This window comes from Belliella kenyensis (assembly GCF_022549675.1).
In the GTDB taxonomy this organism is placed as follows: Bacteria; Bacteroidota; Bacteroidia; order Cytophagales; family Cyclobacteriaceae; genus Belliella; species Belliella kenyensis.
Genome location: NZ_JAKZGR010000007.1, coordinates 38,022 through 65,008, shown reverse-complemented (window position 1 = coordinate 65,008; position 26,987 = coordinate 38,022). Strand labels below are relative to the sequence as shown.

24 protein-coding genes are annotated in these 26,987 nt (G+C 37.1%); 9 read left to right on the top strand and 15 right to left on the bottom strand.

The annotated features are described in order from the left end of the window. The first annotated feature begins 94 nt into the window (after nt 1-94). From MM214_RS08945 to MM214_RS08935, 3 genes are read left to right on the top strand one after another with little or no spacing between them, the layout of a single operon-like run. On the top strand, nt 95-610 hold the full coding sequence (locus MM214_RS08945) for a DUF4920 domain-containing protein (protein WP_241294500.1): 516 nt from the start codon (nt 95-97) through the stop codon (nt 608-610). 12 nt (nt 611-622) lie between these two features. After that, nucleotides 623-1,054 (top strand): hypothetical protein, encoded by a 432-nt coding sequence (locus MM214_RS08940; protein ID WP_241294498.1) that lies wholly within the window; start codon nt 623-625, stop codon nt 1,052-1,054. Between the two features lies 1 nt (nt 1,055). Continuing rightward, entirely contained in the window at nt 1,056-1,292 is a 237-nt protein-coding gene (locus MM214_RS08935) for a hypothetical protein (protein WP_241294496.1), read from the top strand. Here the strand turns inward: MM214_RS08935 and MM214_RS08930 are convergent. The 3 genes from MM214_RS08930 to MM214_RS08920 all read right to left on the bottom strand — a co-directional run bounded on the left by MM214_RS08930 (nt 1,289) and on the right by MM214_RS08920 (nt 3,157). Next, on the bottom strand, nt 1,289-1,759 hold the full coding sequence (locus MM214_RS08930; protein ID WP_241294494.1) for a GNAT family N-acetyltransferase: 471 nt from the start codon (nt 1,757-1,759) through the stop codon (nt 1,289-1,291). The two genes, MM214_RS08935 and MM214_RS08930, sit on opposite strands and share 4 nt — an antisense overlap. Further along, nucleotides 1,759-2,676, bottom strand: a complete 918-nt coding sequence (locus MM214_RS08925; RefSeq protein ID WP_241294492.1) for an HAEPLYID family protein — start codon at nt 2,674-2,676, stop codon at nt 1,759-1,761. Before MM214_RS08925 ends, MM214_RS08930 begins: the two co-directional genes overlap by 1 nt. Nucleotides 2,677-2,779: 103 nt before the next feature. Continuing rightward, complete coding sequence (locus MM214_RS08920) at nt 2,780-3,157, bottom strand: hypothetical protein (RefSeq protein WP_241294491.1); 378 nt, start codon at nt 3,155-3,157, stop codon at nt 2,780-2,782. A gap of 119 nt (nt 3,158-3,276) precedes the next feature. Between MM214_RS08920 and MM214_RS08915 the strand changes: the two genes are divergently transcribed. Then, complete coding sequence (locus tag MM214_RS08915) at nt 3,277-3,681, top strand: DUF983 domain-containing protein (protein ID WP_241294489.1); 405 nt, start codon at nt 3,277-3,279, stop codon at nt 3,679-3,681. Nucleotides 3,682-3,947: 266 nt separating this feature from the next. Here the strand turns inward: MM214_RS08915 and MM214_RS08910 are convergent, their stop codons facing one another. From MM214_RS08910 to MM214_RS08885, 6 genes are all read right to left on the bottom strand, one after another. Further along, nucleotides 3,948-5,186, bottom strand: coding sequence for a glutamate-5-semialdehyde dehydrogenase (locus MM214_RS08910; RefSeq protein ID WP_241294487.1), 1,239 nt, complete (start codon nt 5,184-5,186; stop codon nt 3,948-3,950). Between the two features lies 1 nt (nt 5,187). Further along, nucleotides 5,188-6,261: a glutamate 5-kinase gene (gene proB, locus MM214_RS08905; RefSeq protein WP_241294485.1), complete on the bottom strand. Its 1,074-nt coding sequence runs from the start codon at nt 6,259-6,261 to the stop codon at nt 5,188-5,190. Between the two features lie 82 nt (nt 6,262-6,343). Beyond that, a complete protein-coding gene (gene corA, locus MM214_RS08900) occupies nt 6,344-7,342 on the bottom strand; it encodes a magnesium/cobalt transporter CorA (protein ID WP_241294483.1) in 999 nt (332 codons plus the stop codon). Between the two features lie 8 nt (nt 7,343-7,350). Beyond that, nucleotides 7,351-7,725, bottom strand: coding sequence for a response regulator (locus tag MM214_RS08895; RefSeq protein ID WP_241294481.1), 375 nt, complete (start codon nt 7,723-7,725; stop codon nt 7,351-7,353). Between the two features lie 224 nt (nt 7,726-7,949). Then, on the bottom strand, nt 7,950-9,575 hold the full coding sequence (gene groL, locus MM214_RS08890; RefSeq protein ID WP_241294479.1) for a chaperonin GroEL: 1,626 nt from the start codon (nt 9,573-9,575) through the stop codon (nt 7,950-7,952). 43 nt (nt 9,576-9,618) lie between these two features. Then, entirely contained in the window at nt 9,619-9,897 is a 279-nt protein-coding gene (locus MM214_RS08885; protein ID WP_241294477.1) for a co-chaperone GroES, read from the bottom strand. Between the two features lie 224 nt (nt 9,898-10,121). Here MM214_RS08885 and MM214_RS08880 point away from each other — a divergent pair, with 224 nt between their 5' ends. Then, nucleotides 10,122-10,829, top strand: a complete 708-nt coding sequence (locus MM214_RS08880; RefSeq protein WP_241294475.1) for a hypothetical protein — start codon at nt 10,122-10,124, stop codon at nt 10,827-10,829. A 50-nt stretch (nt 10,830-10,879) separates the two neighbouring features. Here the strand turns inward: MM214_RS08880 and secG are convergent, their stop codons facing one another. The 5 genes from secG to miaB are packed head-to-tail and all read right to left on the bottom strand — an operon-like array spanning nt 10,880 to nt 15,405. Next, complete coding sequence (gene secG / locus MM214_RS08875; protein ID WP_241294473.1) at nt 10,880-11,254, bottom strand: preprotein translocase subunit SecG; 375 nt, start codon at nt 11,252-11,254, stop codon at nt 10,880-10,882. Nucleotides 11,255-11,264: 10 nt separating this feature from the next. Further along, nucleotides 11,265-12,068 (bottom strand): hypothetical protein, encoded by an 804-nt coding sequence (locus MM214_RS08870; protein WP_241294471.1) that lies wholly within the window; start codon nt 12,066-12,068, stop codon nt 11,265-11,267. A gap of 39 nt (nt 12,069-12,107) precedes the next feature. Next, complete coding sequence (locus tag MM214_RS08865) at nt 12,108-12,653, bottom strand: LptE family protein (RefSeq protein WP_241294469.1); 546 nt, start codon at nt 12,651-12,653, stop codon at nt 12,108-12,110. Beyond that, complete coding sequence (locus MM214_RS08860; protein ID WP_241294468.1) at nt 12,640-13,932, bottom strand: sigma-54 interaction domain-containing protein; 1,293 nt, start codon at nt 13,930-13,932, stop codon at nt 12,640-12,642. Before MM214_RS08860 ends, MM214_RS08865 begins: the two co-directional genes overlap by 14 nt. A gap of 15 nt (nt 13,933-13,947) precedes the next feature. After that, entirely contained in the window at nt 13,948-15,405 is a 1,458-nt protein-coding gene (gene miaB, locus MM214_RS08855) for a tRNA (N6-isopentenyl adenosine(37)-C2)-methylthiotransferase MiaB (protein ID WP_241294467.1), read from the bottom strand. 233 nt (nt 15,406-15,638) lie between these two features. Here miaB and MM214_RS08850 point away from each other — a divergent pair, with 233 nt between their 5' ends. Then, complete coding sequence (locus MM214_RS08850) at nt 15,639-20,735, top strand: translocation/assembly module TamB (RefSeq protein ID WP_241294466.1); 5,097 nt, start codon at nt 15,639-15,641, stop codon at nt 20,733-20,735. Then, a complete protein-coding gene (tamL, locus tag MM214_RS08845; RefSeq protein ID WP_241294465.1) occupies nt 20,725-23,010 on the top strand; it encodes a translocation and assembly module lipoprotein TamL in 2,286 nt (761 codons plus the stop codon). Before MM214_RS08850 ends, tamL begins: the two co-directional genes overlap by 11 nt. A gap of 59 nt (nt 23,011-23,069) precedes the next feature. Here the strand turns inward: tamL and aceK are convergent, their stop codons facing one another. Continuing rightward, entirely contained in the window at nt 23,070-24,809 is a 1,740-nt protein-coding gene (gene aceK / locus MM214_RS08840) for a bifunctional isocitrate dehydrogenase kinase/phosphatase (protein ID WP_241294463.1), read from the bottom strand. 834 nt (nt 24,810-25,643) lie between these two features. Here aceK and MM214_RS08835 point away from each other — a divergent pair. Together MM214_RS08835 and MM214_RS08830 are read left to right on the top strand one after the other, a co-directional pair. Then, nucleotides 25,644-26,318 carry a bifunctional isocitrate dehydrogenase kinase/phosphatase gene (locus MM214_RS08835; RefSeq protein ID WP_241294461.1) on the top strand — a complete coding sequence of 225 codons (675 nt, stop codon included), beginning with the start codon at nt 25,644-25,646 and terminating at the stop codon, nt 26,316-26,318. Continuing rightward, complete coding sequence (locus tag MM214_RS08830; protein WP_241294460.1) at nt 26,308-26,946, top strand: NUDIX hydrolase; 639 nt, start codon at nt 26,308-26,310, stop codon at nt 26,944-26,946. Before MM214_RS08835 ends, MM214_RS08830 begins: the two co-directional genes overlap by 11 nt. The last annotated feature ends 41 nt before the right edge of the window (nt 26,947-26,987 follow it).

Genomic DNA, 26,987 nt, shown 5'->3' with positions numbered 1-26,987 from the left:
AAATTCCTTTGGTCTAGCAATCTTTAAGTCAATTTATTGTCATATAAAAATGATATCAAATTTCTGATTAAATTTGGGCTTTAAAACTCATGTTATGAAAAAAGTATCCATTCTTATTTTGGCACTATTGCCACTACTATTTGCTTGTAATAAAAGTAAACAAGATGAAGTTAGCGAGGAGGTTGTAACCGAAAGTGATGTGGAATCACAAGTTCCAGGGAACTATGGTGAATTTGTTTCTGAACAAGGCGTGGTATCTTTAGATCAGTTGTACAAAGAATTGCTGGCTGACGGTGAATTTGAAGGTAAAGTCGTGGGGCAGATCAAAGAAGTGTGTACAAAAAAAGGATGTTGGATGACCTTAGATTTGCCAAATGGTGAGACCATGAGGGTGACATTTAAAGACTACGGCTTTTTTGTACCTCTGAATGCCCATGGATATCCTGTAATCATAGAGGGTGTAGCGACCAGGTCAGTGACTGATGTAGCCACCCTGAAGCACTACGCAGAAGATGCTGGCAAGTCTAAAGAAGAAATCGACGAGATCACTGCTCCCAAAGAAGAGTATGCTTTCGAGGCAATTGGTGTAGTAATCAAAGAGAACGCATAATCTCAGACAATCATGTTGAAATCTTTTCCTGCTATTGTTTTTTGTCTGATCCTCATTTTTGCTTGCTCAAAAAAAGAAAAAAATGAAAATGAAAGTGAAACAAAACGTTACCCCAATCAAGATGCACCACTAGCATTATTGATGAGAGAAATGTTTGAGGATATGGAAAAAATCAAGATTGCAGTAGCAGAAGGTGAGGAGATAAAATCTTATATTGAAAAACACAAACAGTTACTCACTGCAACTCCCACTGATGCGGCAGTAAAGACAGAACAATTCAATTCAATGGCTATGGCATACTTGGCAAATTTAAAGCAACTTGAGCAAAGCAATGAATCCAATCAATTGGAAAATTACAAATCTCTGGTAAGCACTTGCTTAGCATGCCATAGCAATTACTGTCCTGGACCAATCAAAAGAATCAACTTACTGAAATTAGATTAAAATGCCTATTGCTTTAGACAATTTAAGGGTAGGGAGAGTATATGCTTTTAAGAATATGGGAGAAGTCAGAAAGCTTGAAATTTTAGCAAGACTTTCTGGCTCCAATTTCAAAGTAAAAGACATAGAGACTACAGAAATTTACACTATAGAGGAATTGCTTCGATGGGGTAAAGGTCATGATTATGAACTTGACGAATGCCTAGAAACAGGCAAAGGAATAGTTCCAAAGCAATTCTAGCTATATTCCATTCTTACAATGGGATATGGCTTCCCTTGATCATCTTTTTCACTGCGATCAAAAGCTCTAAATCCCAGTTTTTGATAGAAATTCAGAGCTTTTTGATTTTGCTCATTTACATCAACTTTATTTACATTATGTTTTTGTATAGCATATAGAACAAGTTGCCTGCCTTGACCCTTTCCGATATGTTCAGGTGATAGGAACAGCATCTCTATTTTTTGTCCAACTATCCCCATAAAACCAACTATTTCTAGGTTTTGCTCTAGGCAATATACTTCAAGCTGATGAAAATTAATGGTTTGAACGAGGGCTTTTAATTCTACGAAATCCTCATGAAGAAGAAAATCATGGGTCGCAAGAACGGACTTTTCCCATACTTTTATGATTTGCTCTTGATCAGCATTTTCAAAAGGCTTGATATTGTAAGGATTCATTTGTTGTTGGTAATAAGTATCCACTTCCATCAATGGAATGTTTTGAATCCAGGCTCATAAATGATTCTCACAAATGAGCTCATGCTTTTTTCAGTGCCACTGACAGGGATTCCAGTAACGATACCAACCATTAAGTTTTCTGCTAGACCAACCCTCATTTGAGGTCGAAGCACACCTATGAACTCATTGTGATGGAACTCTTTGTTGAATTCTATTCCGATGAAGTTTCGTGTACCTGGGATCATGTAATGGAAATTTGAGTGAACTTCATAGGAAATTTCTCTACGCTCATTGAAGATTTTTTCAACCCTTGGCCCTGTATATACCAAAGTATGATAGTTCCTACCCCATCTCTTTGCAGCTACAAAAAATGGATTGTAAATATTGCCTTTAAAAACTTCACCTTGACCGATTCTGTTAAGATCCACAAATTCAAACTCATGAATGTACCCAAGGGCAAGGGTAGTTTTTGCTTTTTCAGATACTAGAAATGACCATTGAGTGGCTAGTTTTAGCGATTCTACGCGATTTTCTGGTCTATCAATTCTTGAAGAAATGTCTCCTCTTGCTGAATACAGCGTAACAGGAACTTCAATTTCAAACCCTAATCGGTCGATGGGTGCCCACTCATATTCTACCAAAGCTTCATATTCGTCAAAGCCTCTCTTGTCGGTCATTCCCATGCCAAGGTTCCATTCTTTTTCTCCTTTCCTCGCACCCAAATCTCTGATCAAGTCAATGTAAAGTGGCTCTGCGTGTAGTACTTTCGGTTTTTGAGTGGGAGTTTGGATTTCTATCTCAGCTATGAAGATGCTATCTAGCTGGATTCGTTCTTGTCTTATGCTGTCTTGTTCTACCTCTTGTCCAAAAACACAAGTATTAAATGCTGTACATATGCATAGTATGCCATAAGCTATCCAAAGCTTATAGTGTGTGGTGTATTTCATGTTGGTTTTTAATCTTAAATTATGATAACTAAATAGGGTTCTTTTTTGCAATCATTCAATTGCAATCGCAAGTTAGAAAACCTGCAAGGCTTAGCTTCAAAATTTAGACTTCTGGAGGAGGGCCAGTGATATCATCCCAATTGGATAAGTGCAGGACTTCATTGATCAAAGGCCAGGATTTCAATTTGACAACAAATTCAATTTTTTCTTTTCCAAAGGGTTGATTACAGAATAATTTGAAGTCCTTGAATTTCCTTTCATTTTGGGAACTTTCAGTGTCTGGAATGATGTGATTATCAAAGTCAAAAATAAACTCAACAATGATCTCTGCAAGTGTGTCAATCGGATCATGAACTTTGACCCCATGGGAGAACATGCTGTCAGAGTTGTAAAAATTTGCTGACAGGTTGATGAAATTAATTACCAAGAGAACATTGATCCACTGGATTAGCTGATTTTTTCTGGTCGATTTAGTCAACATACCTGCAAATATAGAAAATATGGATAAAGAATCTCTAATTTCATGTTTTACTAAATCTATAACATTTTGTTTAGTGTCTTTTCGATTGATCTATTGTACCTTTGTGAAAAGAAAAAGAAATGAGTCAAAAAAGTTTAGGTGGAGCAATACTAAGTGGAAACTGTCCTAGATGTAGGGAAGGTAATATTTTTCCAGTCTCCATGATTAGTTATAGAAGGTTATCCGATGTTCATAATAGATGTTCAAAATGCCAAGCTGTACTTACGCCTGAGCCAGATTTCTTTTATGGTGCAATGTACATCAGTTATGCATTCTCAGTAGCGCTGGTTGTCAATGTACTCATCATTCTCAACTATGTGTTTGATGACCCCGATGTGTGGACTTATGTATCAACTGTCCTTGTGGTGAATATCATCTTAATACCTGTCATGCTTAGGTATTCAAAGGTGCTTTACCTTTATGCAGTCGGAAAGCTATCCTATGATCCAAATTGGAAAAATAAGTCACCAGAGCTCGACGAATAAATGTGTGTCGTCTAGCATTACCTAGATGGACAGCATTTTTTACTTACAGTTTTCGCATTAGGGTAAGAAATTTCAGTTGTCTTTGTTTCAAAAAGTTTGACCATCTGAGACATTTTTATGAAAATTTATTTAAAACTAATAATTCGTAGTCCTTTCCAATTTTTATTGAATACCAATCAGTTATCAGAGATCATTAAGTAATACCTGGAAGGTGTTTTGTTTCTATATATCAATCGATTATAACATTACCTTCCAGATTTAAAAATTTATCTGATCTGACCATTTCCTCTAATTACCCATTTGTAACTGGTCAGTTCTGGAAGAGCCATAGGCCCCCTTGCGTGTAGTTTCTGAGTACTTATACCTATTTCAGCGCCCATACCAAATTGATTGCCGTCGGTAAAAGCTGTAGAAGCATTGACATATACTGCTGCGGCGTCTACTACTTGAAGAAATATCTCTTTGTTTTCTGCTGAATTTGTTACTATAGATTCACTGTGTTTTGAACTAAACTGATCAATATGCGTCAAAGCTTCATCGATATTTTGTACTGTTTTGATGGCCATTTTCAGGGCAAGAAATTCAGTTCCAAAGTGTGATTCGTTTGCAGCTTTGATTTGGTCATGCTCAGGTAGAACAGATAATGCAGCCCGATCAGCGAAAATCTCTACTTCTGCGTCAAGCAAATCAGTGATTAGTGCCAGAAGATCATGTAGCCTATTTTCATGAATAATAAGGCAGTCTAAGCTATTGCAAACGCTTGGTCGTCTGGTTTTTGCATTGAATATTATAGACTTACCCATCTCTAGGTCAGCTGATTCATCGAAAAAACAATGTACTATTCCAGCTCCAGTTTCTATTACTGGGACCTTAGCATGATCTCTGACATAATTGATGAGACTTTGACTTCCTCTAGGAATTATGATATCTACAAAACCAACTGCTTCAAGTAGCGCTTGGGTAGCGGATCTTTCAGGAGGAAGGAGGATAAATGCCTCCGTTGGTAAAGAGAGTTGTGAGAGTGTATCATGTATCACCTTGATGATGGCTTGATTTGAATCTGCGGCATCAGAACTTCCCTTGAGCACTAGTCCATTACCAGATTTCAATGCAATACAGAATACATCGAAAGTTACATTTGGACGAGCTTCATAGATCACACCGAGTACACCCAGTGGCACAGATATTTTGTTCAGTTCGAGTCCATTGTCCAATGTTCTATTTTCTATGGATTTTCCTAAAGGAGTTGGCAATGATTTGATTTGACGGATTTCAGATACTATTGCCTGAATACGATCTTCATTCAGTAATAGCCTGTCATACTTCGGATCGCTCTTGTCCATTTTGGCTAAATCCTTTTGATTAGCTTCAAGAATGACCTCAACAGAAGTCAAGGTGTTGACTGCAAGTTTTTCTAAAGCTTGATTGATGAGTTCTGGATGAATCCTTGAAAGAGACTTTGATGCTACTTTGAGTTTTGAAAATGTTTCATGAAATTGATCCATACTAGAAAATATATAAATAGTTGTAGTGAATAATTGGTTTTTGATTTTTTAGGCCAATTTTTTCTTGTGTTGCCTTAGAGCCATATTCTGCTCTACCTAATCCAAGCCTTTGGCCTTCTTGATCTATGATTCTCAAGATGTCGCCTTTTTCAAACTCACCTTTTACATCGATCACACCTATAGGTAGTAAGCTGCTGATTTTTTGACTGGTAAGGGCATTCTTAGCACCATCATTGATGGTTACTTCACCTTTGTAGTATTGTTCACCATGGGCAAGCCATTTTTTTGTTGCATGTTTGATTTTGCTAGGTTCAAAATAGGTGAATGAACCTTGATTATTTTGTATTTTACTCAGAATATGGTCTTTTTTGCCATTAGCAATGATTACTTGAATTCCAAGACTTGCAGACCTTTTAGCCATATTTAACTTGGTCAACATTCCACCTCTTCCAAATGAAGACTTGGTAGCGGAGATATAGCTGGACAAATTATCAGAAAAGGCATCCACTCTCTCGATAAGTTCAGAAGAAGGCTCTGATGGTGGGCCTGTGTAGATGCCATCTACATTAGTCAGAAGAATCAGGGAGTCTGCATCCACCATGGCAGCAGTGAGGCTAGCCAGTTCATCATTATCTGTAAACATCAATTCAGTAATAGCGACAGTATCATTCTCGTTGACTATAGGGATGATGTTTTGATCAAGAAGCCCTAGTAGACAGTTTTTCATGTTTAGAAAATGCTTCCGATCTCTAAAGTCTTCTTTTGTAACTAAAATTTGAGAAATGGCTATTTGATGTTCACTAAACAGGGATTTGTAGGTTTTTATCAGTTCGATTTGACCCATCGATGCCCAAATTTGCTTCCTAATCACTGGGTTGATTTTATCTGATAGCTTTAGTTCTTGTCTGCCAAATGCGACTGCTCCTGAACTCACAAGAATCACTTTGGTACCCCCTTGAATCAGAGTGGCCACTTGAGCTGATAGATGACTCATCCTTCCAAAATCAGGCTTCCCTTCGGCTGTGGTCAATACATTGGATCCGATTTTGATTACACAAAAATTTAGCTTATTCATATCCGAAATATCAAATTGATGCAATATTACTCGGATACGGGTAAAAATACTACTTTTAAATGCTTTTGATCTTAGAGAATTGCTAAAACCAGCGTTTTCTTTTGAAATAAAACACCATGAGCAAAGATACTACTATGAAGAAGATCCAGCTGGTCAAGTATCCATATTTCCAACCTAGCTCGGGCATGTATTCGAAATTCATCCCGTAAACTCCCGCTATGAAAGTAAGAGGTATAAAAATCGTTGCTATGATCGTCAGGGTCTTCATGACTTCATTTTGCTTCAAACTTATGTTTGACATGAAGATTTCGACCAGAGTAGTTATGGATTCCCTCTGCATCTCCAGATTTTCAATGATTTCTACTGCACTTTCATAGATGTCATTGATGAAGGGTATGGCTTTTTTGGTCACAAATAGACTGTCAGATTTTCTCCATGAGGATATCAATTCTCTGGTAGGCCACACTATCTTTTTTATTTCCTGAAGGTTTTTTCTCTGTCTATAAATATCTGCAAGATGAACCTTTTTTTGATCATGTATGATGTCATCTTCGAGTTTTTCGGTCTGATCGCTAATCAGTTCTAAAATCACGTAATACTGATCTAAGATGGCATCAAGTAAAGTATAGGAAAAATAATCAGTACCCAGTTTTCGCATTTTCCCTTGAGGATTTTCGAGTCTTATCCTTATTGGGTCAAAAATATCATAAGCATGCTCCTGAAATGTTATGATCAGATTCTTATTGAAAACGATGCTTAACTGTTCTACTTCAAGCTCTTCTATCGAGCTCTTGGTGTATAGCATCTTCGTGACTATGAGAATGAAATTATCAAAGTCTTCTAACTTTGGTCTTTGATCAGTATTTTGAATATCTTCTAATGCTACTGGATGAATTTCAAAAAAATCACACACCTCTTTAAATACCGATTCATCAGATCCTTTGTAGATATTAAGCCAAAATTTCTTATCTGTAGAGATAGTCTCAGCTATCTCCTGAATACTCTTGAGGTGATACTTTTCAAAATGATTTTCTGAGAAGGCATAAAGCTCAAAACTTCTTTTCAAGGTATTGTTTTCCATAAGGAAAGTTAAAGAAGATTCTTGAATTTATCGGGAGTAAGTGGTTTTTCTATGAAACCTTCCACGCAATCATATTTTTTTGCTTTCTGTTGATCTTGAAAATCTATAGAGCTTGAAAGCATAATGATTTTGTCTTTTCTGTGCTGATTTTTTTCTAGATATTGATTGAGAAAATCCCAACCATTCATCACAGGCATATTGATATCGAGGAGAATAAGCGTTTTTTCATCTGGCGAGATATTCGCCAATCTTGCAAGTGCTTTTTCTGCTTCAAGATACTCTTCCACTTGTTCTGCGATATTCATTTTGGTGATGAGTCTTTTATTGATCAAGTTATTGATCGGATCATCGTCTACTAGAATGATGGAATAAAATTGATACATTAATACTAATCGCGGTAAAAGTGGACTTTGACTTTAGGTAACTTTGTACTAAAGTACAATTATATTTGGATGATTGAAAAATTATATCAGAAAAAATGATTTAATGATTGATGGACTTTTGAGATTTCTATGATCTATTGTCGTGAAATGGTAGGTGATAGAAACAAAAAAGGGAGAAAAATTCTCCCTTTTTTGTTTATTCATCTATGAAAAGATGCAACTGATTACATCATTCCACCCATTCCGCCACCCATTGGAGGCATTGCTGGTCCTTCTTCTTTTACATCTGCTACTACACACTCAGTGGTAAGTAGTAAAGCAGCGATTGAGGCAGCATTTTCCAAAGCAAGTCTGGTCACTTTAGTTGGGTCGATTACTCCAGCTTCAAATAGATCTTCGTAGACGTCAGTTCTTGCATTGTATCCATAGTGTCCTGAATTTTCTTTGATTCTATTCACTACTACAGATCCTTCACCACCTGCGTTTTCTACGATTGTTCTCAATGGAGCTTCGATAGCAGTTCTGATGATATTGATACCAGTGTCTTGGTCTTCGTTTTCACCTTTGAGTGAATCCAAAGAGGCAGCAGCTCTCACTAGTGCTACACCACCACCTACAACAATTCCTTCTTGTACGGCAGCTCTAGTGGCGTGAAGTGCATCATCCACTCTGTCTTTTTTCTCCTTCATTTCTACTTCAGTAGCAGCACCTATATATAGGATTGCTACACCACCAGAAAGCTTAGCAAGTCTTTCTTGTAGTTTCTCTTTGTCATAATCTGAAGTAGTTTTATCGATTTGAGACTTGATCTCTGCGATTCTAGCTTGAATAGCTGAAGCGTCTCCAGCACCATTTACAATGGTAGTATTGTCTTTATCTATATTTACTTTCTCAGCAGTACCTAGATAGTCGATAGTTGCATTTTCTAATTTATATCCTCTTTCTTCGGAGATTACAGTACCACCTGTAAGGATAGCGATATCTTCTAGCATTGCTTTTCTTCTATCACCGAAACCTGGCGCTTTCACAGCAGCTACTTTGAGAGCTCCTCTGATTTTGTTTACTACCAACGTGGCTAGTGCTTCACCATCCACATCTTCAGCAATGATTACTAGAGGTCTTCCAGCTTGTGCCACAGGCTCAAGTACAGGAAGCAATTCTTTCATGGAAGAGATTTTCTTGTCATAGATCAAGATATAAGGTCTCTCCAATTCAGCTTCCATTTTTTCAGTATTGGTAGTGAAGTATGGAGAAAGGTAACCTCTGTCAAACTGCATACCTTCTACAGTTCTTACTTCTGTCTCTGTACCTTTAGCTTCTTCTACAGTGATCACACCGTCCTTGCCTACTTTTTCCATAGCATCGGCGATCATCTTACCGATTTCATCATCACTATTTGCAGAGATGGTCGCTACTTGCTGGATTTCTTTAGAAGTAGAGATTACTTTGGAGCTAGATTTCAATGAAGCTACTACAGATTGTACAGCTTTATCTATTCCTCTCTTAAGATCCATTGGATTTGCACCAGCTGCTACGTTTTTGATACCAGCATTGAAGATAGCTTGTGTTAGGACCGTAGCCGTGGTAGTACCGTCACCAGCATTATCAGCAGTTTTTGATGCTACTTCTTTTACTAGTTGAGCACCCATGTTTTCGATTGGCTCAGCCAATTCGATTTCTTTGGCTACAGATACTCCATCTTTAGTGATGGTCGGAGCACCAAATTTTTTATCAATGATGACATTTCTACCTTTTGGGCCTAAGGTTACTTTTACTGCATTTGCCAATGCATCAACTCCTTTTTTTAGTTGATCTCTGGCGTCGGTATTGAAAAATAATTGCTTTGACATTTTTTAAATTCTTTTTGGTTTTTGAATGTTTTTGATAGAATGATTAAAGTACTGCAAAGATGTCAGCTTCTCTCATGATCAAGAAATCCTTACCATCCACAGAAAGCTCAGTACCAGCATACTTACCATAAAGGACAGTGTCGCCTACTTTTACAGTCAATGGTTCGTCTTTTTTGCCACTGCCTACGGCTACTACGGTGCCTTTTTGAGGCTTTTCTTTTGCTGTATCTGGAATGTACAATCCTGAAGCGGTTTTTTCTTCAGCTGCAGCAGGCTCTACCAGAACTCTGTCTGCAAGAGGCTTGATGTTGACTTGTGACATAAATTATTTAGTTTTAATTAAGGTTAGTTCAAATTTCTTTCGTGCATCAATAATCACTTTTTGTGCCAATCGTCGAACTTGACTTGTTCCTGCCATAAAGTCTTAAAACGCCTTATTGAGACTGTCAGAATTGATTTCTTTTATTTTTTTTCTGTCAAAATTTCAATCTTAACTTTATATTATGTCAGAAATTTACTAAATTTTAAGTGCTTAAATCGAACGTTATGAAAACATTATCTGAAAACTGGATCACAGAAGGATGGATAGATTTTGAGTACAAGAAATACATTCTTTTGGCCTATTTGAAAGATGTAGATCAAAATTTCAAAAAAGTCAAGCTTTATCCTCCTCTCGCTGACTTGATACATCACTATGGCAGGTTGAGACAATTTGCTGATAACAAAGAACAGCTCAAAGCTGCTTTTCCTAAGCTTATCACCCATGCGGACTTAGATAAGCTAAAATTCAACTACAAGCCCTTACATATTGATGATGATACGATGCAGCTGCTTGAGGATATTGTTCAATATGCCCTTCCTCAGCTAAAAGAACATATAGAGGAAGGTAAAAGAATCTATGATTTTCTAGAAGGAGAAATGTCTATCGAGCCAATAGGTATAAGTCCTATCTATCAAAAGGAAGGTTATGTGCTTTTATCTCAAGAAAAGACTAAGGATATTTTGATCTATAGGTATCAGATCAATCTCTTTCAAAATAGTGTTGATCGATTTAAAGGTATCATGCTCCAATTTATAAAAAATGTAAGACACTCATTAATCTATACTTTTGAGCATATCAAAATGAGCTTGGTAAAAGAGTACAAAGAGCTTCCAAATCCTGCTACGTATCGAATTCATTCAAAATTTCAGTTACCAGTAGAGGAGAGTTTTATCCCAATCAGTAAGAGGCTTTTACTAAGGTATGTGGAATAAAAAATGGCTCTTCAATTTTGAAGAGCCATTTTTTTCTATTTTTAGGAAGGTTAATCTTCGCTAGAATCTTCTGCTGGTACTTCTGACTCAGTAGGTGAGGATGGTAAAAGTGAACCACCTTCTTCATTACCGTCAAATTGAGGAGCTACCATTTGTCTTTTTGCGTTCTCAATATTTGGAGAGCTGAATGAATCTACGCTTGAAGAAGTGTAGAATGCTGAGCTTACTAAAGAAAGAACAAGGATGGCAACGGCCAAAACCCAAGTTGATTTTTCGAGGATATTACCAGTTTTGGTAACCCCCATGATTTGTGATGCGCTTCCGCCAAATGCTGCACCTACACCACCTTTTGAGTTTTGCGAAAGGATGACCAAAATCAATAATACAGCCAATACAATGATTATGCTAATAAGTATGGTAAACATATTTTTAACTTTATTCTTCTAATTCTTTTATCAAGTCCGCAAAGTAAGTGCTTTTATTTGGAAATTTCACAATTAATTTTTTATAAATTTCCTTTGCTTTTCCTTTTTTCCCTTGCTTTACGAGTAATTTGGCAAATGCCTCTGAAATGATGTTGGGATTGAGTTTGGTACTATTTTCAGATAGATCTTCTTGTTTTTGTACATTTTCAATCTCTTTGATTGTAGCAAGCTTGATTTCTTTCTTGCTGAATGCTTTGATGATATCTATTTGTTCTTTTTTCTTACTATCTATTATTTCCTTCTTTTCTTTCTTCTTGATCGTTTCGATCAGGTCATCCGATGTTCCGACTCTTTTGGCTTTTTTTCTTCTTATTACCTTTTTCTCGGGTATCTCATTTGAGGGGTCTTGCTGACTCTTTTGATGTAGATCTTCATCCAATTTTTTTAGAATACTCGCTCTTTGACTTGGGCTTGGATCCTGAGAAGGCTCAGGAACTAAGTCGAATGATTTTTCAGCTTCCTCTTGGATTTTTTGATCTGTTGGCTGATTTCCTGCATAGTTTGACTGGCTTGAAAATTCGATATCATTTTCAAGTAGATGTTTCAACCATTGTCTGTTTGGGCTGCTAATTGCTGCCCAAGGTAGGAATTCGTTTCCTTTTCCTTTGGTATGTTGGTGTTCATATTTGGCAAGCAGGACATTTGGAACTTGAAAATAGGGGAAATTTTCATGAACCTTGATCATCTGGTTGACTTGCTCTTTGTTGAGCTTATTTCCATGCTTGACGATTTCTTGAAATTGTTCTGCGTTCACTTCTTGTATCTACTTAATGGATTTCGAATATAGTCAATTTTACCAATTAGCTACCGTAGCAGTGAAGATATCCTGAATGATGTTCTCAAATATCTCCTCTATCAAGGTACTTTCCACTTGAAGTAAAGAAGTAGTTCTTGGATTATAATCTGAAAAGAAAGAAAAACTCCTTTTGAGATTATCCTCTTCGTTCTGAAGGTTGATGAACTCTACCTCGACGACTATAGTGAGTCTCTCCTGACCTGCTCTGTCTGGTACATTGGGGTCAGTGCTGGTAACTGAAGCCTGAGGAGCAGTATTGTACCTCACTATAGATCCAGAGAGTTGTAAGTCTCCATTGCTCCGAACGAGCTCTAATTGGGTATTTCTTTGATAAAAATCTTTCAATGATTCTGTGAATAGTTGCCCCATATTGGCTGGTCCTCCGCCTGAGTCATTGAAAAAGTTTTCAACTGAAAACGTTTTGGTAATATTATAATCAATGTTGGTACCTGTAAAGCTGTACTTTACCGAGCAAGCCTGAATAGAAAATGCAAGGATTATAAAAACCCCCAATCTCTTCTTTAGTGATCTAATCAATGTCATATTGCTTGATTTTCCTATATAACGTCCTTTCGGAGATTCCAAGGTCATTGGCAGCATGTTTTCTTTTATTTTGATGCTTTTGCAATGCCTTTACAATCATTTCTTTTTCCTTTTTCTCTAATGACAATGAATTGTCGTCCTCTTCATGAATGATATCTTCTATGGCCTCTTCTTCATAGGATTCATGTTCTTCATTTTTCTTCACTTGATCGATTACCAGCGGGAAATTGACAGGGGATGAAGATTGAGGCGGAGAATCATCGAATTTGACAGCGTGATCAAGGTCCTCAAATAAGTTTTGATGTTTGTTGATGATGTTAGCACTAAGGCCTCCCGACTGATATGTTTCCAAAACTAATTGTTTTAGTTCATTCATGTCTTTTTTCATGTCAAAGAGTACCTTATATAAGATGTCTCTCTCTGAAAAATCTTTGTTTGAGTCTTGACTTGATCCAGCTCCTGAGTATGGTGCTGGGAGTCTTGTCTGATCGGAGGGAAGGTATCTGCCCAAAGTTGCAGCATCTATTTCTCTCTCTTGTTCTAGAAGGGAGATTTGTTCGGCTAGATTTTTCAGCTGGCGTATATTTCCAGGAAATGGAAATTTCATCAAAAGCTGCTTGGCATCTTCATCAAGCGAAACGGGTTTTACGCTATACTTTTCCGAAAAGTCTGTCGTGAATTTTCTAAAAAGTAGGACCATGTCTTCTCCTCTTTCTCTCAATGGCGGAACATAGATAGGGACGGTGTTCAACCTGTAGTAAAGATCCTCTCTAAACTTACCCTTTTCTACTGCCTTTATCAAATTGACATTGGTGGCAGCTATTACCCTTACATTTGTTTTTTGAACTTTCGAAGAACCTACTTTGATAAATTCACCATTTTCTAACACCCTTAGAAGTCTAGCTTGCGTACCCAGGGGCATTTCACCGATTTCATCCAAAAATATGGATCCTCCGTCTGTGACTTCAAAGTAACCTTTTCGAGCTTCATGAGCACCTGTAAAGGATCCTTTCTCATGACCAAATAGCTCAGAATCTATCGTACCTTCTGGTATTGCTCCACAGTTGATAGCAATGAATTTACCATGTTTTCTGACACTGAGAGAATGTATGATTTTGGAAAAAGACTCTTTACCACTACCACTTTCGCCCGTGATGAGCACAGTCATGTCGGTTGGAGATGCTTGCATGGCTACTTGTATGGCATGATTGAGCAATGGACTATTGCCAATGATTCCAAATCTTTGCTTTACACTTTGTATCTCTGATGCTGTGATCATTTTTCTGGTTTTGATTTATGATACTACTTCACCAAACAAGGTAGCTGGTGTGCAATCTGTAATTTTAACAGTCACATAGTCGCCTTTCTGAAAGTTTCCTTTATCTATGATGACAACCTTATTAGCAGTGTTTCTGCCTTTAAGTTGATCGGAAGATCTCTTGGACTCACCTTCAATAAGGATTTCTTGGATTTTGCCAATATCCATTTTATTTCTCTCATCTGATAGTTTGTTTTGCTTATCGATGATCTCATTGAGCCTTCTCTTTTTGATATCCAAAGGAATGTCATCTTTGAATTTTTTGGCAGCCAAAGTTCCGGGTCTTTCTGAATAGTAAAACATGTATGAAAAATCGTATTTTACAATATCCATAATGTTCAAAGTGTCCTGATGCTCTTCTTCTGTTTCTGTACAGAACCCTGCAATCATATCAGAAGAAATACCACATTCTTCACCTAGTATTTCTCTGATTTTTGAAACTCTTTCGATATACCATTCTCTGTCATAAGTGCGGTTCATGAGTTCAAGTACTCTTGAGTTGCCACTTTGGACAGGAAGGTGGATGTATTTACAGATGTTATCGTACTTTTTCATGGTATAAAGTACTTCATCTGTAATGTCTTTTGGATGGGAAGTGGAAAATCTGACCCTGAGTTTTGGATCTATTAGAGCAACCATTTCTAGTAGATTTGCAAAATTTACGATCTCGCTAGCATCACTTTTCTTGTTGAGCCTTGCCTTGTTGTTTTCCTCAGGAGACCATTTATAAGAATCTACGTTTTGACCGAGTAGTGTTACTTCTTTGAAGCCTTTGTCAAATAGTTCCTGTGCTTCTTTCACGATAGAGTGTGGATCTCTACTTCTTTCTCTTCCTCTTGTAAATGGCACTACACAGAACGAGCACATGTTGTCGCAGCCTCTCATTATGGAGATAAATGCACTTACTCCGTTGGAATTCAGTCTGACAGGAGAGATGTCTGCATAAGTTTCTTCTCTTGATAAGAAAGTATTGACTCCTTTATTGCCTTCTTCAGCAGTAGCTACTAAGTTTGGTAGATCTCTGTAAGCATCTGGGCCTACCACTACATCTACGATTTGTTCTTCTTCAAGGAGTTTTTCTTTCAATCTTTCTGCCATGCAACCCAGTACTCCAATCGTCATCTCAGGTTTATGCTTTTTGATGGCATTGAATTGAGATAGCCTTTTACGAACGGTAATTTCTGCTTTTTCTCTTATAGAGCAGGTGTTTAAGAAAATCACATCAGCTTGTTCAAAATCCGAAGTAGTGTCGAATCCATTATCTTTCATAATAGAAGCTACAATCTCGGAGTCCGAGAAATTCATCTGACAACCATATGACTCGATGTATAACTTTTTCGATTTTCCTGTGTTTTCATCTCCAGTAGTCTTAAAATCACATGCCTGTGCTTCTTCCGCTGAGATGATATCTATGTCCTTGATGATATTTTCCATATGCTACTTCATTTTGAAGTTGCGAAATTAAGAAAATACCGACAAAATGACAGGCTATTGTGTCGTATTTATTTTGAAGTCTTTACGAAATGGCTCTTGATTTGCTTAAATAATTCTTGAAACTGTTATATTTGAAATTCACCTAAACATAGATAAATATCAAACGCTTTTTATATAGGTTTTTAAAAATTGCAGGTATTGCAATAACCGTTCTACTGCTTTTATTGGCAGTTTTGATACTTTTTATACGAAGTCCTTGGGGACAAGGTATCATAGTGAACAAAGCTACAGCATATGTCTCTGGTAAAACGGGGACTGAAATTTCAATAAATAGACTTTTTGTAACATTTCAAGGAAATGTTTACTTGGAAGGATTATATCTAGAGGATTTGGAAGCTGATACTTTACTCTATTCAAAAAATCTGGAGGTAGGTTTCGGCTTAGTGAAATTCCTAAGGACTGGCGAAATTGATATTACCAAGCTAGATTGGGAAGGCTTAAAGGCAAACGTCTACCGAGAAGAAGGCGAGGGAAATTTCAATTATCAATTTATCATAGACGCTTTTGTATCACCACAAGATACTACTTCTACAAGTGTGGATGATACAGAAATACAAGCCGATGAAGAAACATCAGAACCACTCAAAGTTAGCATTGCTCCTGTGAAGCTCAAGGATTTTGAATTGAAGTATGAAGATGTGGAAGGAGGTATGATGGCTTTTCTCAGTTTTGAGGAGTTATTGATTGATGTTCCTCATTTAGATCTAGATAAATTTGAATTTGATATCAATGAAGTCTCTTTGGTCAAGAGCAAGGTAAGCTACATCCAATCAAAATCCTCTGAGGAGAAGGAAGAGGAAGAATCTTCTACATCAATCCCACTTCTTATAGCATTGAAAAAGCTCAAGATTGAAGAAATTGATATACTATACCATGACCAAGTCAATCAGCAAAAGGCCTCTGTGAACCTTGGGTCGCTAGAGGTAAGCATGCCTGAATTTGATCTTGAAGGTCAAAAGGTGATTTTAAATAGTCTTGACTTGAAAAAGTCTGATATAGCATATCAAGATTTTTCTCCACAGACCTTTGCCAACACCAAAACTTCAGATCAGCAAAATGAGGCTTCAAGTTTTGAATGGCCCGAATGGTTCGTGGAAGTGGGATATGTTGATTTGGAAAATATAAATTTGATATTCAAAACCAAAGATGTATCACCTCGCAAAGGGTTTTTCAATCCTGAATCCATGGAATTTAAAGACTTAAATTTGAATATTTCCAATGTGGCTCTTGCTGACAAATCTGCAAAATTGAAGTTAAGAAACTTCAATTTTCAAGAAGCTGGAGGGTTTGAATTGCAGCAATTTGCTTTTGGTGTCAAGCTTGATGATAATAGAATTGAAGTAGATGATTTAAAGCTCAATACAAATCGTAGCGAACTCAGGGCATCTGTGGATTTATCTTATGCATCTATTGATCAGCTTATTGAGAGACCAGAGTTGGTTAATATGAATTTGAAGCTAAATCGGCTTAGTGCGGATTTGAGAGATGCTTTTTACTTTGAGCCAGATTTGGCCAAAGATCAGATGATAAAACAAATAAGCTCAAACCCCATTTTGGCAAGAGCCAGTGTCAAGGGAGATATGTCCGCAGTTAGGGTGAGTGATTTTCAAACCTCTTGGTCGGATGCAAAGATTACAGCGAAGGGATCATTGAGGAATGTTCTAGATACGGATCAGCTTTATTTTGATTTTCCAGATGTGAACCTAGAGGCAAGTGGAGCTACGATTGGGAAGTTTCTTTCAGAGGCTCAAAGAGAAAGCTATCAATTGCCTGAAAAGGTACACATAGAAGCCAGGGCCAAGGGTAAACTCGAGGACTTGCTATCGGAGATAAAACTTGAATCAGACCTTGGAAATTTGGATCTATTAGCTAAATACAAGGATTCTGGAAGCATGTCTTTTGATATAGAATTGAAAGTAAACGAATTTCAGCTTGGTAATTTACTCAAGAACCCTTCACTTGACACACTTACATTTAGTCTAGAAGCAGTGGGGGAAGGTGCTGATATATCTAGCCTGAATGCCAGTCTCACTTCTAATTTTGAAAGATTGAAATTGAACGGCAATGATTACTCAGGTTTGGAGCTTTCGGGAGAGCTGGTAGATGGAAATGGAGATGTGAAAATGGCACTTGATGCTGATGATTTGAAATTTGAACTTTTGACTAAGTTAGCTTTAGATACAGTAAACTATGATATTGAGTTGAAACTGGATCTTCAAGGTGCAGACTTGTTTGCTTTAGGTTTTACTCCACAAGATACAAGAGCAAAGCTGCTTTTCGAGGCGCATTTTGAAGGCAATGAAAAGTCCTTTGATTTGAAGACCAGAATGACAGATGCGCTTGTGGTTTTTGATCAAAGAACGTATCCTTTGGGGAGATTTGATATAGATGCAAAGATACGTGAAGATGAGACCAATTTTAGCATCAAAAGCTTGATGCTGAATGGGGAGATGAAGTCAAATGCATCGCCAGATGTACTTATTGAATCCATTACTCATCACTTGAGGACTTATATAGACACTCAGGATACTTTGGAGAATTTGATGGGTGAGGATGTGAAGATGAATTTAAATTTGAAGATCAATCAAGCACCAATTTTGAATCAAGTCCTTTTGCCTGCACTAGAAAAGCTAGATACAGCAACATTGCAAATTGATTTTGATCTTCAGGCGGCATTATTGACCACAAGACTAGACTTTCCGTATTTAAAATACGGAGGTATAGAATTAGACAGCCTAGGTTTGAGAATCAAAGCAGATGTCGAAGATCTTGATCTAGCATTTGGGTTTTTAAAACTGAACACTGGTCCCCTGGATATGGGTAAAACTTACTTTACTGGAGAATTAGAGGATTCTAGGCTTTATTTTGATTTCAATTCCTTTGATGGTGATGAGAGAATGGTTCACGTGGCTTCGGATATTGGATTGTTTGGGGATACATTAAGTATACATATTTCACCTGAAGCATTACTACTCAATAAGAGAGATTGGAATATTCCGGAGAATAATGAGATTTTATTAGCTTCAAATTACATTCATTTTCAAGATTTTAAATTCACCAGAAATAATCAATCCCTAAGCATCAGAGATGATGTGGGCAATGTAGCAGAGGAGCACATTGCTTTAGAATTCAGTGAGTTTAGGCTAGAGACTTTTACGAGCTTGTTGAACCCCGAGGAATTGATTGCTGGAGGACTTTTGAATGGTCAATTGATCGTCGAAAATCCTTTTGGTGCATTGGGATTCTTAGCTGAGTTGAAGATTCAAGATTTAAAAGCCTTGAATGTACCCTTAGGAAACCTAAGTTTAGATGCAGAGGCTGAAAATCTAGGTGAATATGTATTAAAACTTGCGCTCAAGGACGGAGGTATTGATTTGGATTTGACTGGTAATTTTATGGCAGATGAGGCAGGAGCTACATTTGATTTGGATTTGGATATCAATAAAATAGAAATGGGAGTTGTGGCGGACTTGTCTGGTGGAGAGCTAAGAGATGCCGCAGGTCAACTGAAAGGAAAAGTAAATGCATCAGGTAGTACTTCTGAGCCTAATTATAAAGGAGATTTAGTGTTTGATGATGCTTCATTTGTTGTTTCACAGTTGAATGCTAAATACACTTTGTCCAATGAAAGACTATCTGTTGATAATCAAGGTGTCAAACTGGATAAGTTTACCATTAGAGATGCTGATAACCAGAGCTTTATCATCGATGGTTCAATTTTGACAGATGATCTAACCAATCCGAGCTTCGATATGAAGCTAGTTGCTAAGAATTTTAGAGCTGTTAGTTCTACGAGAGATGATAATGATCTTTTTTTCGGTACTGCTATCATTGACGCAGATGTGTCTATTCGTGGAGATTTGAATCTTCCTAGAGTTACAGCAGATTTGAAAGTTAAAGATGGAACAGATTTCAATGTGATCATACCAGAATCTCAATTGGACATGGTAAAGCGAGATGGTACAGTGATCTTTGTCAATCGTCAAGATCCGTTTGATATTTTGACTCGACAGACGGATGAGTCTATCAATGCATTTACAGGTTATGACATCAGGGCAGTACTGAAAGTAGATCCAAATGCTGTTTTTAAAGCAATCGTAGATGAGCGATCAGGAGATAACTTAAGCGTATCAGGTCAAGCAGATTTGAATATGGAGATTAATCCGAATGGAAGGATTACGCTGAGCGGAACTTATGAATTGACCAAAGGGCATTATGAAATGTCACTTTACAATTTGGTAAGTAGGAGATTCGAAATAGCAGAAGGCAGTACCATATCTTGGAATGGTGATCCAATGGATGCCAATCTGAGCATATCGGCTATCTATAATGTAAGGACTGCATCCTCGGAATTGATGGCTTCTCAGATAAGTGGCACTAGTGCGGATGCGAGGGTGCAATATCAGCAAGAATTGCCATTTATGGTATATCTCAATGTAGATGGTGAGCTACTCAGACCAGAAATTTCTTTCAGACTAGATATGCCAGAAGATCAGCGGGGAGCTTTGGGCGGGAATGTCTACAGTAGGGTACTACAAGTCAATGATCAAGAAGACGAGTTAAACAAACAGGTATTTTCACTATTGGTACTCAATAGGTTCTTTCCTTCACAAGGGAGTGATGGATCTGGGGGAGGAACTTCTGCTATTGCCAGAAGTAGTGTCAGTCAAGTCCTTTCTGGTCAGCTCAATGCCTTATCTAGTAATATTTTTGGAAATAGTGGACTTGAACTTGATTTTGACTTGGATAGCTTTACTGATTTCCAGAGTGGAACAGGTCAAGACAGGACCCAACTCAATGTCAATGCAAGGAAACGATTCTTCGATGATAGGCTGATCGTGCAAGTAGGAAGTCAGATGGATATAGAAGGAAGTTCACAGAATCCAGACCAAGCCAATGCTGTACTTGGAAATGTGAGCTTAGAATATATGCTTACAGAAAATGGGCGCTACAGGGTTAGAGCATTTAGAAAAAATCAGTTTGAAAGCATTATAGATGGACAGTTGATAGTTACTGGTTTTGGTTTGATATTCAATAGGGAGTTCAACGAGTTCTTTGAACTTTGGAAAGGGGTAGATGCTTCTGAGAATCGTACAAATCCAATAGATAGCATAGAAAGAAAGGAAGAAGAGGATGAGGAGGAGAAAAAGAAGAATGAGACCCAGGAAGCTGAAAAAAAGGAAGAGGAAGAAAATGAGGAAGTTGAGAATGAGAAAACTAGTAATCAAGGCAATTCCGAAACTTTGAAAAGGGAGAAAAATGAGGATTAATCAATTTTTAGTAGGCTTAATTTTAAGTGTATTGATGCTATATTCATGTAGTGTGAAAAAATACATTCCAGAAGACGAGAGTTTGTACACTGGCTCTGAATTGGAAATTGAGACAGAGGAGAAAATAGATGATCTCAAAGGAATCCAAAGGGAACTAGAGGGATTGTTTCGCCCAAGTCCCAATAGTAAGTTTCTGGGGATGTACTTTGGCCTATGGGCACATTATAAGGGGAGTAAGGAAAAGCCTGGATTTATCAATAGATTTTTGAAAAAGAGATTTGGAGAAGAGCCAGTATACTTCAGTCGTGTGAATCCCCAGACCACCGAGGAATTGATGCTCAATAGATTAGAAAATAACGGGTTTTTCTTTGCTGAGACTTCCTCTGAGGTAAAAAGGAATGGAAAATTTACCTCTGTAAGTTATCAAGCCACCTTAAGTGAGCCTTATGTACTTAGAGAATTGAAGATTGATAGAGATTCTTTGGAAGTGGACAAAGAGATCATAAAACTTATGGAAGAAAGTGAGCTTCTTCCTGGAACTAGATTCAACCTGTCCAAGCTAAATGAGGAAAGAGAAAGACTGGATGAATCATTGAAAAACAAGGGGTACTATAATTTTAATCCTAATTACTTGATATTTGAAGCAGACACCAACGTCACAGACAAGCGTGAGTTTGACTTATTTTTGAGGTTTAGGAAAAATGCACCAGAGAATGGCATTATTCCCTATAAAGTCCAAAAAATAAAGATTTTTCCTAATTACTCTGTGACAGAGGATGAAAATAAGCTGGATACTGTAGTAGTAGATGGTAAGGATTTTATTCAAGGGAATTTGGTGTTCAAACCGAACCTCCTAGAACAATATATCCTTTTGGAAAAAGAGGATAGATATAGCCCACTAAGATCTAGACTAACGAGTAATAGGCTGAGCTCCATAGGTACTTACCGATTTGTAAATTTAAGGTATGAAGAGTTAGAAGACAGTGTGACACATGGTAACCTTGAAGCTAACATATACCTTTCACCACTTACCAAGAGGTCTATTAGAGCAGAGCTTCAGGGGGTGTCGAAATCCAATAATTTTGCGGGTCCTGCCCTGAATCTCGTGTATAGAAATAGAAACTTATTCAAAGGGGGTGAGACGCTGAGTCTTACAGGTAAATTTGGATTTGAAACACAAATTGCAGGAGGAGACTTGTCAGGTCTTAATTCCATTGAGTTAGGACTCAAAGCGGATTTGGTTTATCCAAGGGTTATTTTCTTTGTGCCGATCAAGGAGAAGTTTAGCTATTCGGTACCAAAGACAAAGATGAGCTTAGGGACTGAGTATCAAAGTAGAGGAGGTCTATATAGGTTAAATACCTTCTCTGCAAATTATGGTTATTTCTGGAATGCCAACCGATTTGTGTTTCATGAGATAAATCCAATCAGTTTGAATGTAGTGAACCTTACTCGAACATCTCCAGAATTTGAAGAGATTCTTGATAGCAATCCATTTTTGAGAAGAAGTTTTGAGCAGCAATTCATTGCAGGTATCAACTATACCTTCAACTATGATAAACTTTCCGGTAGGTTCAGAACTCATGGAGTCTTTATTGGGACTACTTTGGATTTTGCAGGCAATGCCCTTGGTCTAGCCAATTCAATAGCAGGATGGGAAGAGGGTAAATTTTTAGGATTGAATTATGCGCAGTATTCTAGAGGCGATGTTGATCTTAGATATTACTTTAGAATGAATGAAGAACATACCATTGCTACGAGATTGTTTGGAGGCGTAGGATTACCTTATGGGAATTCGGAATCTCTTCCATTCGTAAAACAATTTTTTGCAGGTGGTCCAAACAGTGTCAGGGCGTTTCGAATTAGATCCTTGGGACCTGGGACATACAGGCCAGAGAACACTGGTATTGGAGCATTTTTTGATCAAGCTGGAGATATAAGGTTTGAAGGAAATATCGAATACAGGTTTCCTATCGTGTCTGTGGTCAAGGGGGCACTATTTATGGATGCAGGGAATGTTTGGTTGATGAATGATAATGAGGCACTGCCAGGTGGGAAGTTTACTTCGGATTGGTGGTCTGAACTTGCTGTGGGAGCAGGTTTTGGTATGAGAATAGATATTGAGTTTTTTGTGATTAGATTTGATTTAGCTACTCCACTTAGAGTACCTTATTTGCCCGAAAATGAAAGATGGGGAAATACCTTCGATATCAGAAGTGGAGACTGGAGAAGAGAAAATTTGATATTTAATTTTGCGATTGGGTATCCATTCTAAAGTATGGTTATGAAGATTTCAAATTTCTATAAATAGGGTTCAAGTAGGAATAATCCAGACTAAGCAGTGAGTGAAGGCCGAAACCTGATCTCTTTTGGATATGGGAATGCATGCAATAATTCACCCTTAGTGATTCTATGTTGAATGTTTTTCCAATGATTGGGATCAAACAAGTCCTTATGATATTGTAAGAAATGATCTTTTACGTCTTTTCTTCCGATCATGAATCTTTTGAAATCTACTGGGAAAATGTCATTTCTAGCGATATCGTACCATGGTGATGAAGCGTAAATTTGCTCATAGTTTTCTGGTTTTGGCTTCCAGCGAAAGTTCATATCAGTGAGAAACTCTATTTCATCATAATCATAAAAGATCACCCTTTTTTGACGCGTTACACCAAAGTTTTTTGTCATCATATCGCCTGGGAAAATATTGGCTTGCGCTAGTTGCAGGATGCTATTCCCGTAATCTTCCACGGCAAATTTAGCATCTTCATGATCGCAAGATTCTAAAAATATATTGAGTGGAGTCATTTTACGCTCAGTGTACAAGTGCTTGATGATAAGCTTTTCTTCTTTGAAAATCAACAAGGAATTGACTGTGTTTTTCAATTCTTGAATAAGCTCTGGGCTTATTCGATTCAAAGGAAGTGAAAAATACTCAAACTCATGTGTATCTGCCATTCTGCCAACTCTATCGTGCAAGGAGACAAGTTTGTATTTTTCCTTTACTTCTTGTCTTGTCATATCTTTGGGTGGCTCAAAATGATCCTTTATCAGTTTGAATACAATATTGTAGCTTGGTAGGGTGAATACAGTCATCACCATACCTTTGATACCTTCTGCTATTTCAAATTGGTCGCTACTTTCTTCCATATGAAGCAAAAAATCCCGATAAAATTCTGTTTTCCCATGCTTATTGAATCCAATGGCATTATATAGTTCATGTATCTGCTTGTGACTGATGACTGCATTCAAAAATGAAACCATTTGAGAAGGTATATCCACCTCAACCATAAAGTAAGACCTACTAAAGCTAAACATATGAGCCATGATTTTAGGGTCAAAAATTAGGGTATCTACATATATTCCATTTTCACTATGCAGAAAAGGAATAATAAATGGCATCCATTTTTCTCCAACTCTGGTACGCCCAATGAGGTAAGCAGCTTTGTTTCTATAGAAAACACTTTTTAAAACTTGAGTCACGGTATCTTTGGTGGTCTCATACCGACTCAAGATGACTTCCCTTACCGCCCTGACAAGTAGCTGAATATCTTCTTCTTTATTGTAATAGGGAACTCCAAAATCAAAGTCTTGAACTATTTGTCTTATAATCTTTTGTAATCCCCATGTCGAAGGATAGCTATAGTAAAGGTTTTCATTTGGATGTAGATCGCAAGCATCATATCCTTCATGTACATACATTAATTCCTCATCTACGGCCAATTGATGTATGGATTTCCGTATGACCGAATTGTAGAATGTTTCAGCAAGTTCTCTGTCTTGTCGATTTTTTATGGCTTGTGTGTATTGATTTTTCACCTCTACCCAAAAAGCTCTATTCTCTCCTTTATTTGCCTTTAGCACATCTATTGAATCGCAGCAAGATTTTACTAAGTCTTTGTATAATCTCAGCCTTTTTCGATGATTGGCTTGCATTTCCCTCCAGTTTCTTGTTTTGAAATATTCTGGGGCTAGGATTGTGAGTTTTTTAAACTCATTGATGTAATGATCAAATCCTTCCGTTATGTTGTTAACAGTTTCAGTAGAAAAGTTTACTTCTTGATTAGTATTCATAAGCTTTAAGTCTCGTAAAAATGCAATAATATAAATAATACTCCAAGTTGATCAACTAGGTAATTTTATGACATGTATATCCGCATAGATACAAGTGACCAAGTCATATATGGAGTTTTCAAGGTCCAGATATTAATTGATACTGGACCCACCTAGACGGACAAGTTACTAGTTGATACTATTTCTGAAGTAATCTATTATTTGAAGGAATTACTTCTTCTTGTATGAAACCAGAAATACATACTTTGTAATTTGATCTTATTTGTATATGCAACTTATTCAGTAAATTATTGAAAATATCGAATTTACTTTGTTTTGATTTGATGCTGCCAAATGATTCATGGATATAGACCAAATTCAACCGATTTTGGCAATGCATTGATATTATTGGCAAAAGAGCGTTCAATCAAATTTGATATAATAGAAAATTTTATCCTAATAATAAGCATATTTTCTTTCAGGATAAATTTTACTTGTGCTCTACTTCTCTTTTACCAAAGGAAGTTATGATTGATGAAGGGCGTGATGATGATTTGAATTTTTTATTGAAAAAATCACAAGTAGTTTTAGACCATATTTTCTTGGATTGATTTTGTCCATTTGACAGATTTTTTGACGAATTAAACTATTTTTACACGCAAAATAAAATTTTCGCAATCGATTGCTTGTACAATAAAAAAACATTTTCTACCTTTCAGCCATGTTATTCACATACTGAATATCTACAATAGGTTTAATAGGTTTGAGAGATAAAAAAGGTTTGGGCAATGTCCAAACCTTTTTTGATTTCTGCGGAATTTACACTTTTTTCGTAATCTTATTGTTGATATTTATATGCGCCAAATTCAAATAACTCAAATTTTACTGTTAGCATGTTTTCAGGTAATTCTATGGTCTTGCGGTGGAAGCAAGGAGGATAGTTACACTGATTCTATATCAATCGGTGGAAATTTACCTGAGGAAGAGCAGTTGTTGACGAGTGGATTTCAACAGTTGACAGATTGGACAGCCCATTGGAAACTTCAAATGCCTGATTTTAATTTGGGTGAATTTAAGCTGTCCAGGATTGATACGATTGAAACTATAGAAAGGCCAGAAGAAAACTTTATCACACAGGGTAATCCATTTTTTCCATTTTTGAAATATCATCCTGAAGGTAAGGGTACTGTAGATATATATAGCTATAAAATCACATTTCCTGAGGAAGGCAAGCCATATTTTAATCCAGATTCTGAGGTTACCTATTTTCGCTCGGATGGTATGCGGGAAAGGCTTCTTTTTATAGGGCCATCTGGTGCATTTGAAGATGCTGTTTGGTTGAATTCAGAAGCACTCTTGGTAGTAGGTCACTTTGAGAGTGAGACAGGTGTATCACCTAAAGCTTGGATTATCTATCCCGAAGGCCAATTGATTTATCAGTATGAAACAAGTCTTACCACTAGCAGTTATACTCGTGAGGGATTTTTAACCAAAAGATTTTCAGTAGAAAAACAATCAAATGGAATTTGATTTAGTGATAGAAAGGGTTCAAAAGATGATGAAAAATCCTCTTCCTGGAAAGATGGGGCAATTGATGATGTCTCCTAAACCTGTGGATGAGTCTCGGTTTGGAAGTCTAGTACCTGATAACGTAAGAAAAGGTGCTGTTTTAATACTGTTTTATCCAGATGATAATCAGGCTTTTGTTCCATTTATCAAAAGACCTAGTTATGATGGTCCTCATGGTGGTCAGGTGGCACTACCAGGAGGGAAGCAAGACGAAACTGACTCAGACTTGAGTTTTACTGCCCTTAGAGAGGCTGAGGAAGAGATTGGAGTGAATGCTGCAAATGTAGAGCTGATAGGTAACTTATCAGACCTATTTATACCTCCGAGTAATTTTTTGGTAAGACCATATATTGGATTTACAACCGAAAAACCAAATTTTATACCTGATCCTTACGAAGTAGAAAGGATTATACCATGTCAAGTAAATCACCTTATTGATAAGGAAATCAGGAAAGAAGGTGAGGTAGTGGTAAAAGGAAATTTCAAGCTTCAAGCACCTTATTTTGATATTGATAGTGAAATGGTGTGGGGAGCTACTGCGATGATGCTTGGAGAGTTTATGTTTCTTTGGGAAAAAGTAAAAGTTTGATTTTTTCGGGCATTTGGTGTATTTATGTATTTCAAATAGCC

Excerpts from the sequence above, each read along its gene's own strand:
- MM214_RS08945 (WP_241294500.1), top strand. The coding sequence starts at position 95 with ATGAAAAAAGTATCCATTCTTATTTTGGCACTATTGCCACTACTATTT.
- MM214_RS08940 (WP_241294498.1), top strand. The coding sequence starts at position 623 with ATGTTGAAATCTTTTCCTGCTATTGTTTTTTGTCTGATCCTCATTTTT.
- MM214_RS08935 (WP_241294496.1), top strand. The coding sequence starts at position 1,056 with ATGCCTATTGCTTTAGACAATTTAAGGGTAGGGAGAGTATATGCTTTT.
- MM214_RS08930 (WP_241294494.1), bottom strand. The coding sequence starts at position 1,759 with ATGGAAGTGGATACTTATTACCAACAACAAATGAATCCTTACAATATC.
- MM214_RS08925 (WP_241294492.1), bottom strand. The coding sequence starts at position 2,676 with ATGAAATACACCACACACTATAAGCTTTGGATAGCTTATGGCATACTA.
- MM214_RS08920 (WP_241294491.1), bottom strand. The coding sequence starts at position 3,157 with ATGTTGACTAAATCGACCAGAAAAAATCAGCTAATCCAGTGGATCAAT.
- MM214_RS08915 (WP_241294489.1), top strand. The coding sequence starts at position 3,277 with ATGAGTCAAAAAAGTTTAGGTGGAGCAATACTAAGTGGAAACTGTCCT.
- MM214_RS08910 (WP_241294487.1), bottom strand. The coding sequence starts at position 5,186 with ATGGATCAATTTCATGAAACATTTTCAAAACTCAAAGTAGCATCAAAG.
- proB (WP_241294485.1), bottom strand. The coding sequence starts at position 6,261 with ATGAATAAGCTAAATTTTTGTGTAATCAAAATCGGATCCAATGTATTG.
- corA (WP_241294483.1), bottom strand. The coding sequence starts at position 7,342 with ATGGAAAACAATACCTTGAAAAGAAGTTTTGAGCTTTATGCCTTCTCA.
- MM214_RS08895 (WP_241294481.1), bottom strand. The coding sequence starts at position 7,725 with ATGTATCAATTTTATTCCATCATTCTAGTAGACGATGATCCGATCAAT.
- groL (WP_241294479.1), bottom strand. The coding sequence starts at position 9,575 with ATGTCAAAGCAATTATTTTTCAATACCGACGCCAGAGATCAACTAAAA.
- MM214_RS08885 (WP_241294477.1), bottom strand. The coding sequence starts at position 9,897 with ATGTCACAAGTCAACATCAAGCCTCTTGCAGACAGAGTTCTGGTAGAG.
- MM214_RS08880 (WP_241294475.1), top strand. The coding sequence starts at position 10,122 with ATGAAAACATTATCTGAAAACTGGATCACAGAAGGATGGATAGATTTT.
- secG (WP_241294473.1), bottom strand. The coding sequence starts at position 11,254 with ATGTTTACCATACTTATTAGCATAATCATTGTATTGGCTGTATTATTG.
- MM214_RS08865 (WP_241294469.1), bottom strand. The coding sequence starts at position 12,653 with ATGACATTGATTAGATCACTAAAGAAGAGATTGGGGGTTTTTATAATC.
- MM214_RS08860 (WP_241294468.1), bottom strand. The coding sequence starts at position 13,932 with ATGATCACAGCATCAGAGATACAAAGTGTAAAGCAAAGATTTGGAATC.
- miaB (WP_241294467.1), bottom strand. The coding sequence starts at position 15,405 with ATGGAAAATATCATCAAGGACATAGATATCATCTCAGCGGAAGAAGCA.
- tamL (WP_241294465.1), top strand. The coding sequence starts at position 20,725 with ATGAGGATTAATCAATTTTTAGTAGGCTTAATTTTAAGTGTATTGATG.
- aceK (WP_241294463.1), bottom strand. The coding sequence starts at position 24,809 with ATGAATACTAATCAAGAAGTAAACTTTTCTACTGAAACTGTTAACAAC.
- MM214_RS08835 (WP_241294461.1), top strand. The coding sequence starts at position 25,644 with ATGCGCCAAATTCAAATAACTCAAATTTTACTGTTAGCATGTTTTCAG.
- MM214_RS08830 (WP_241294460.1), top strand. The coding sequence starts at position 26,308 with ATGGAATTTGATTTAGTGATAGAAAGGGTTCAAAAGATGATGAAAAAT.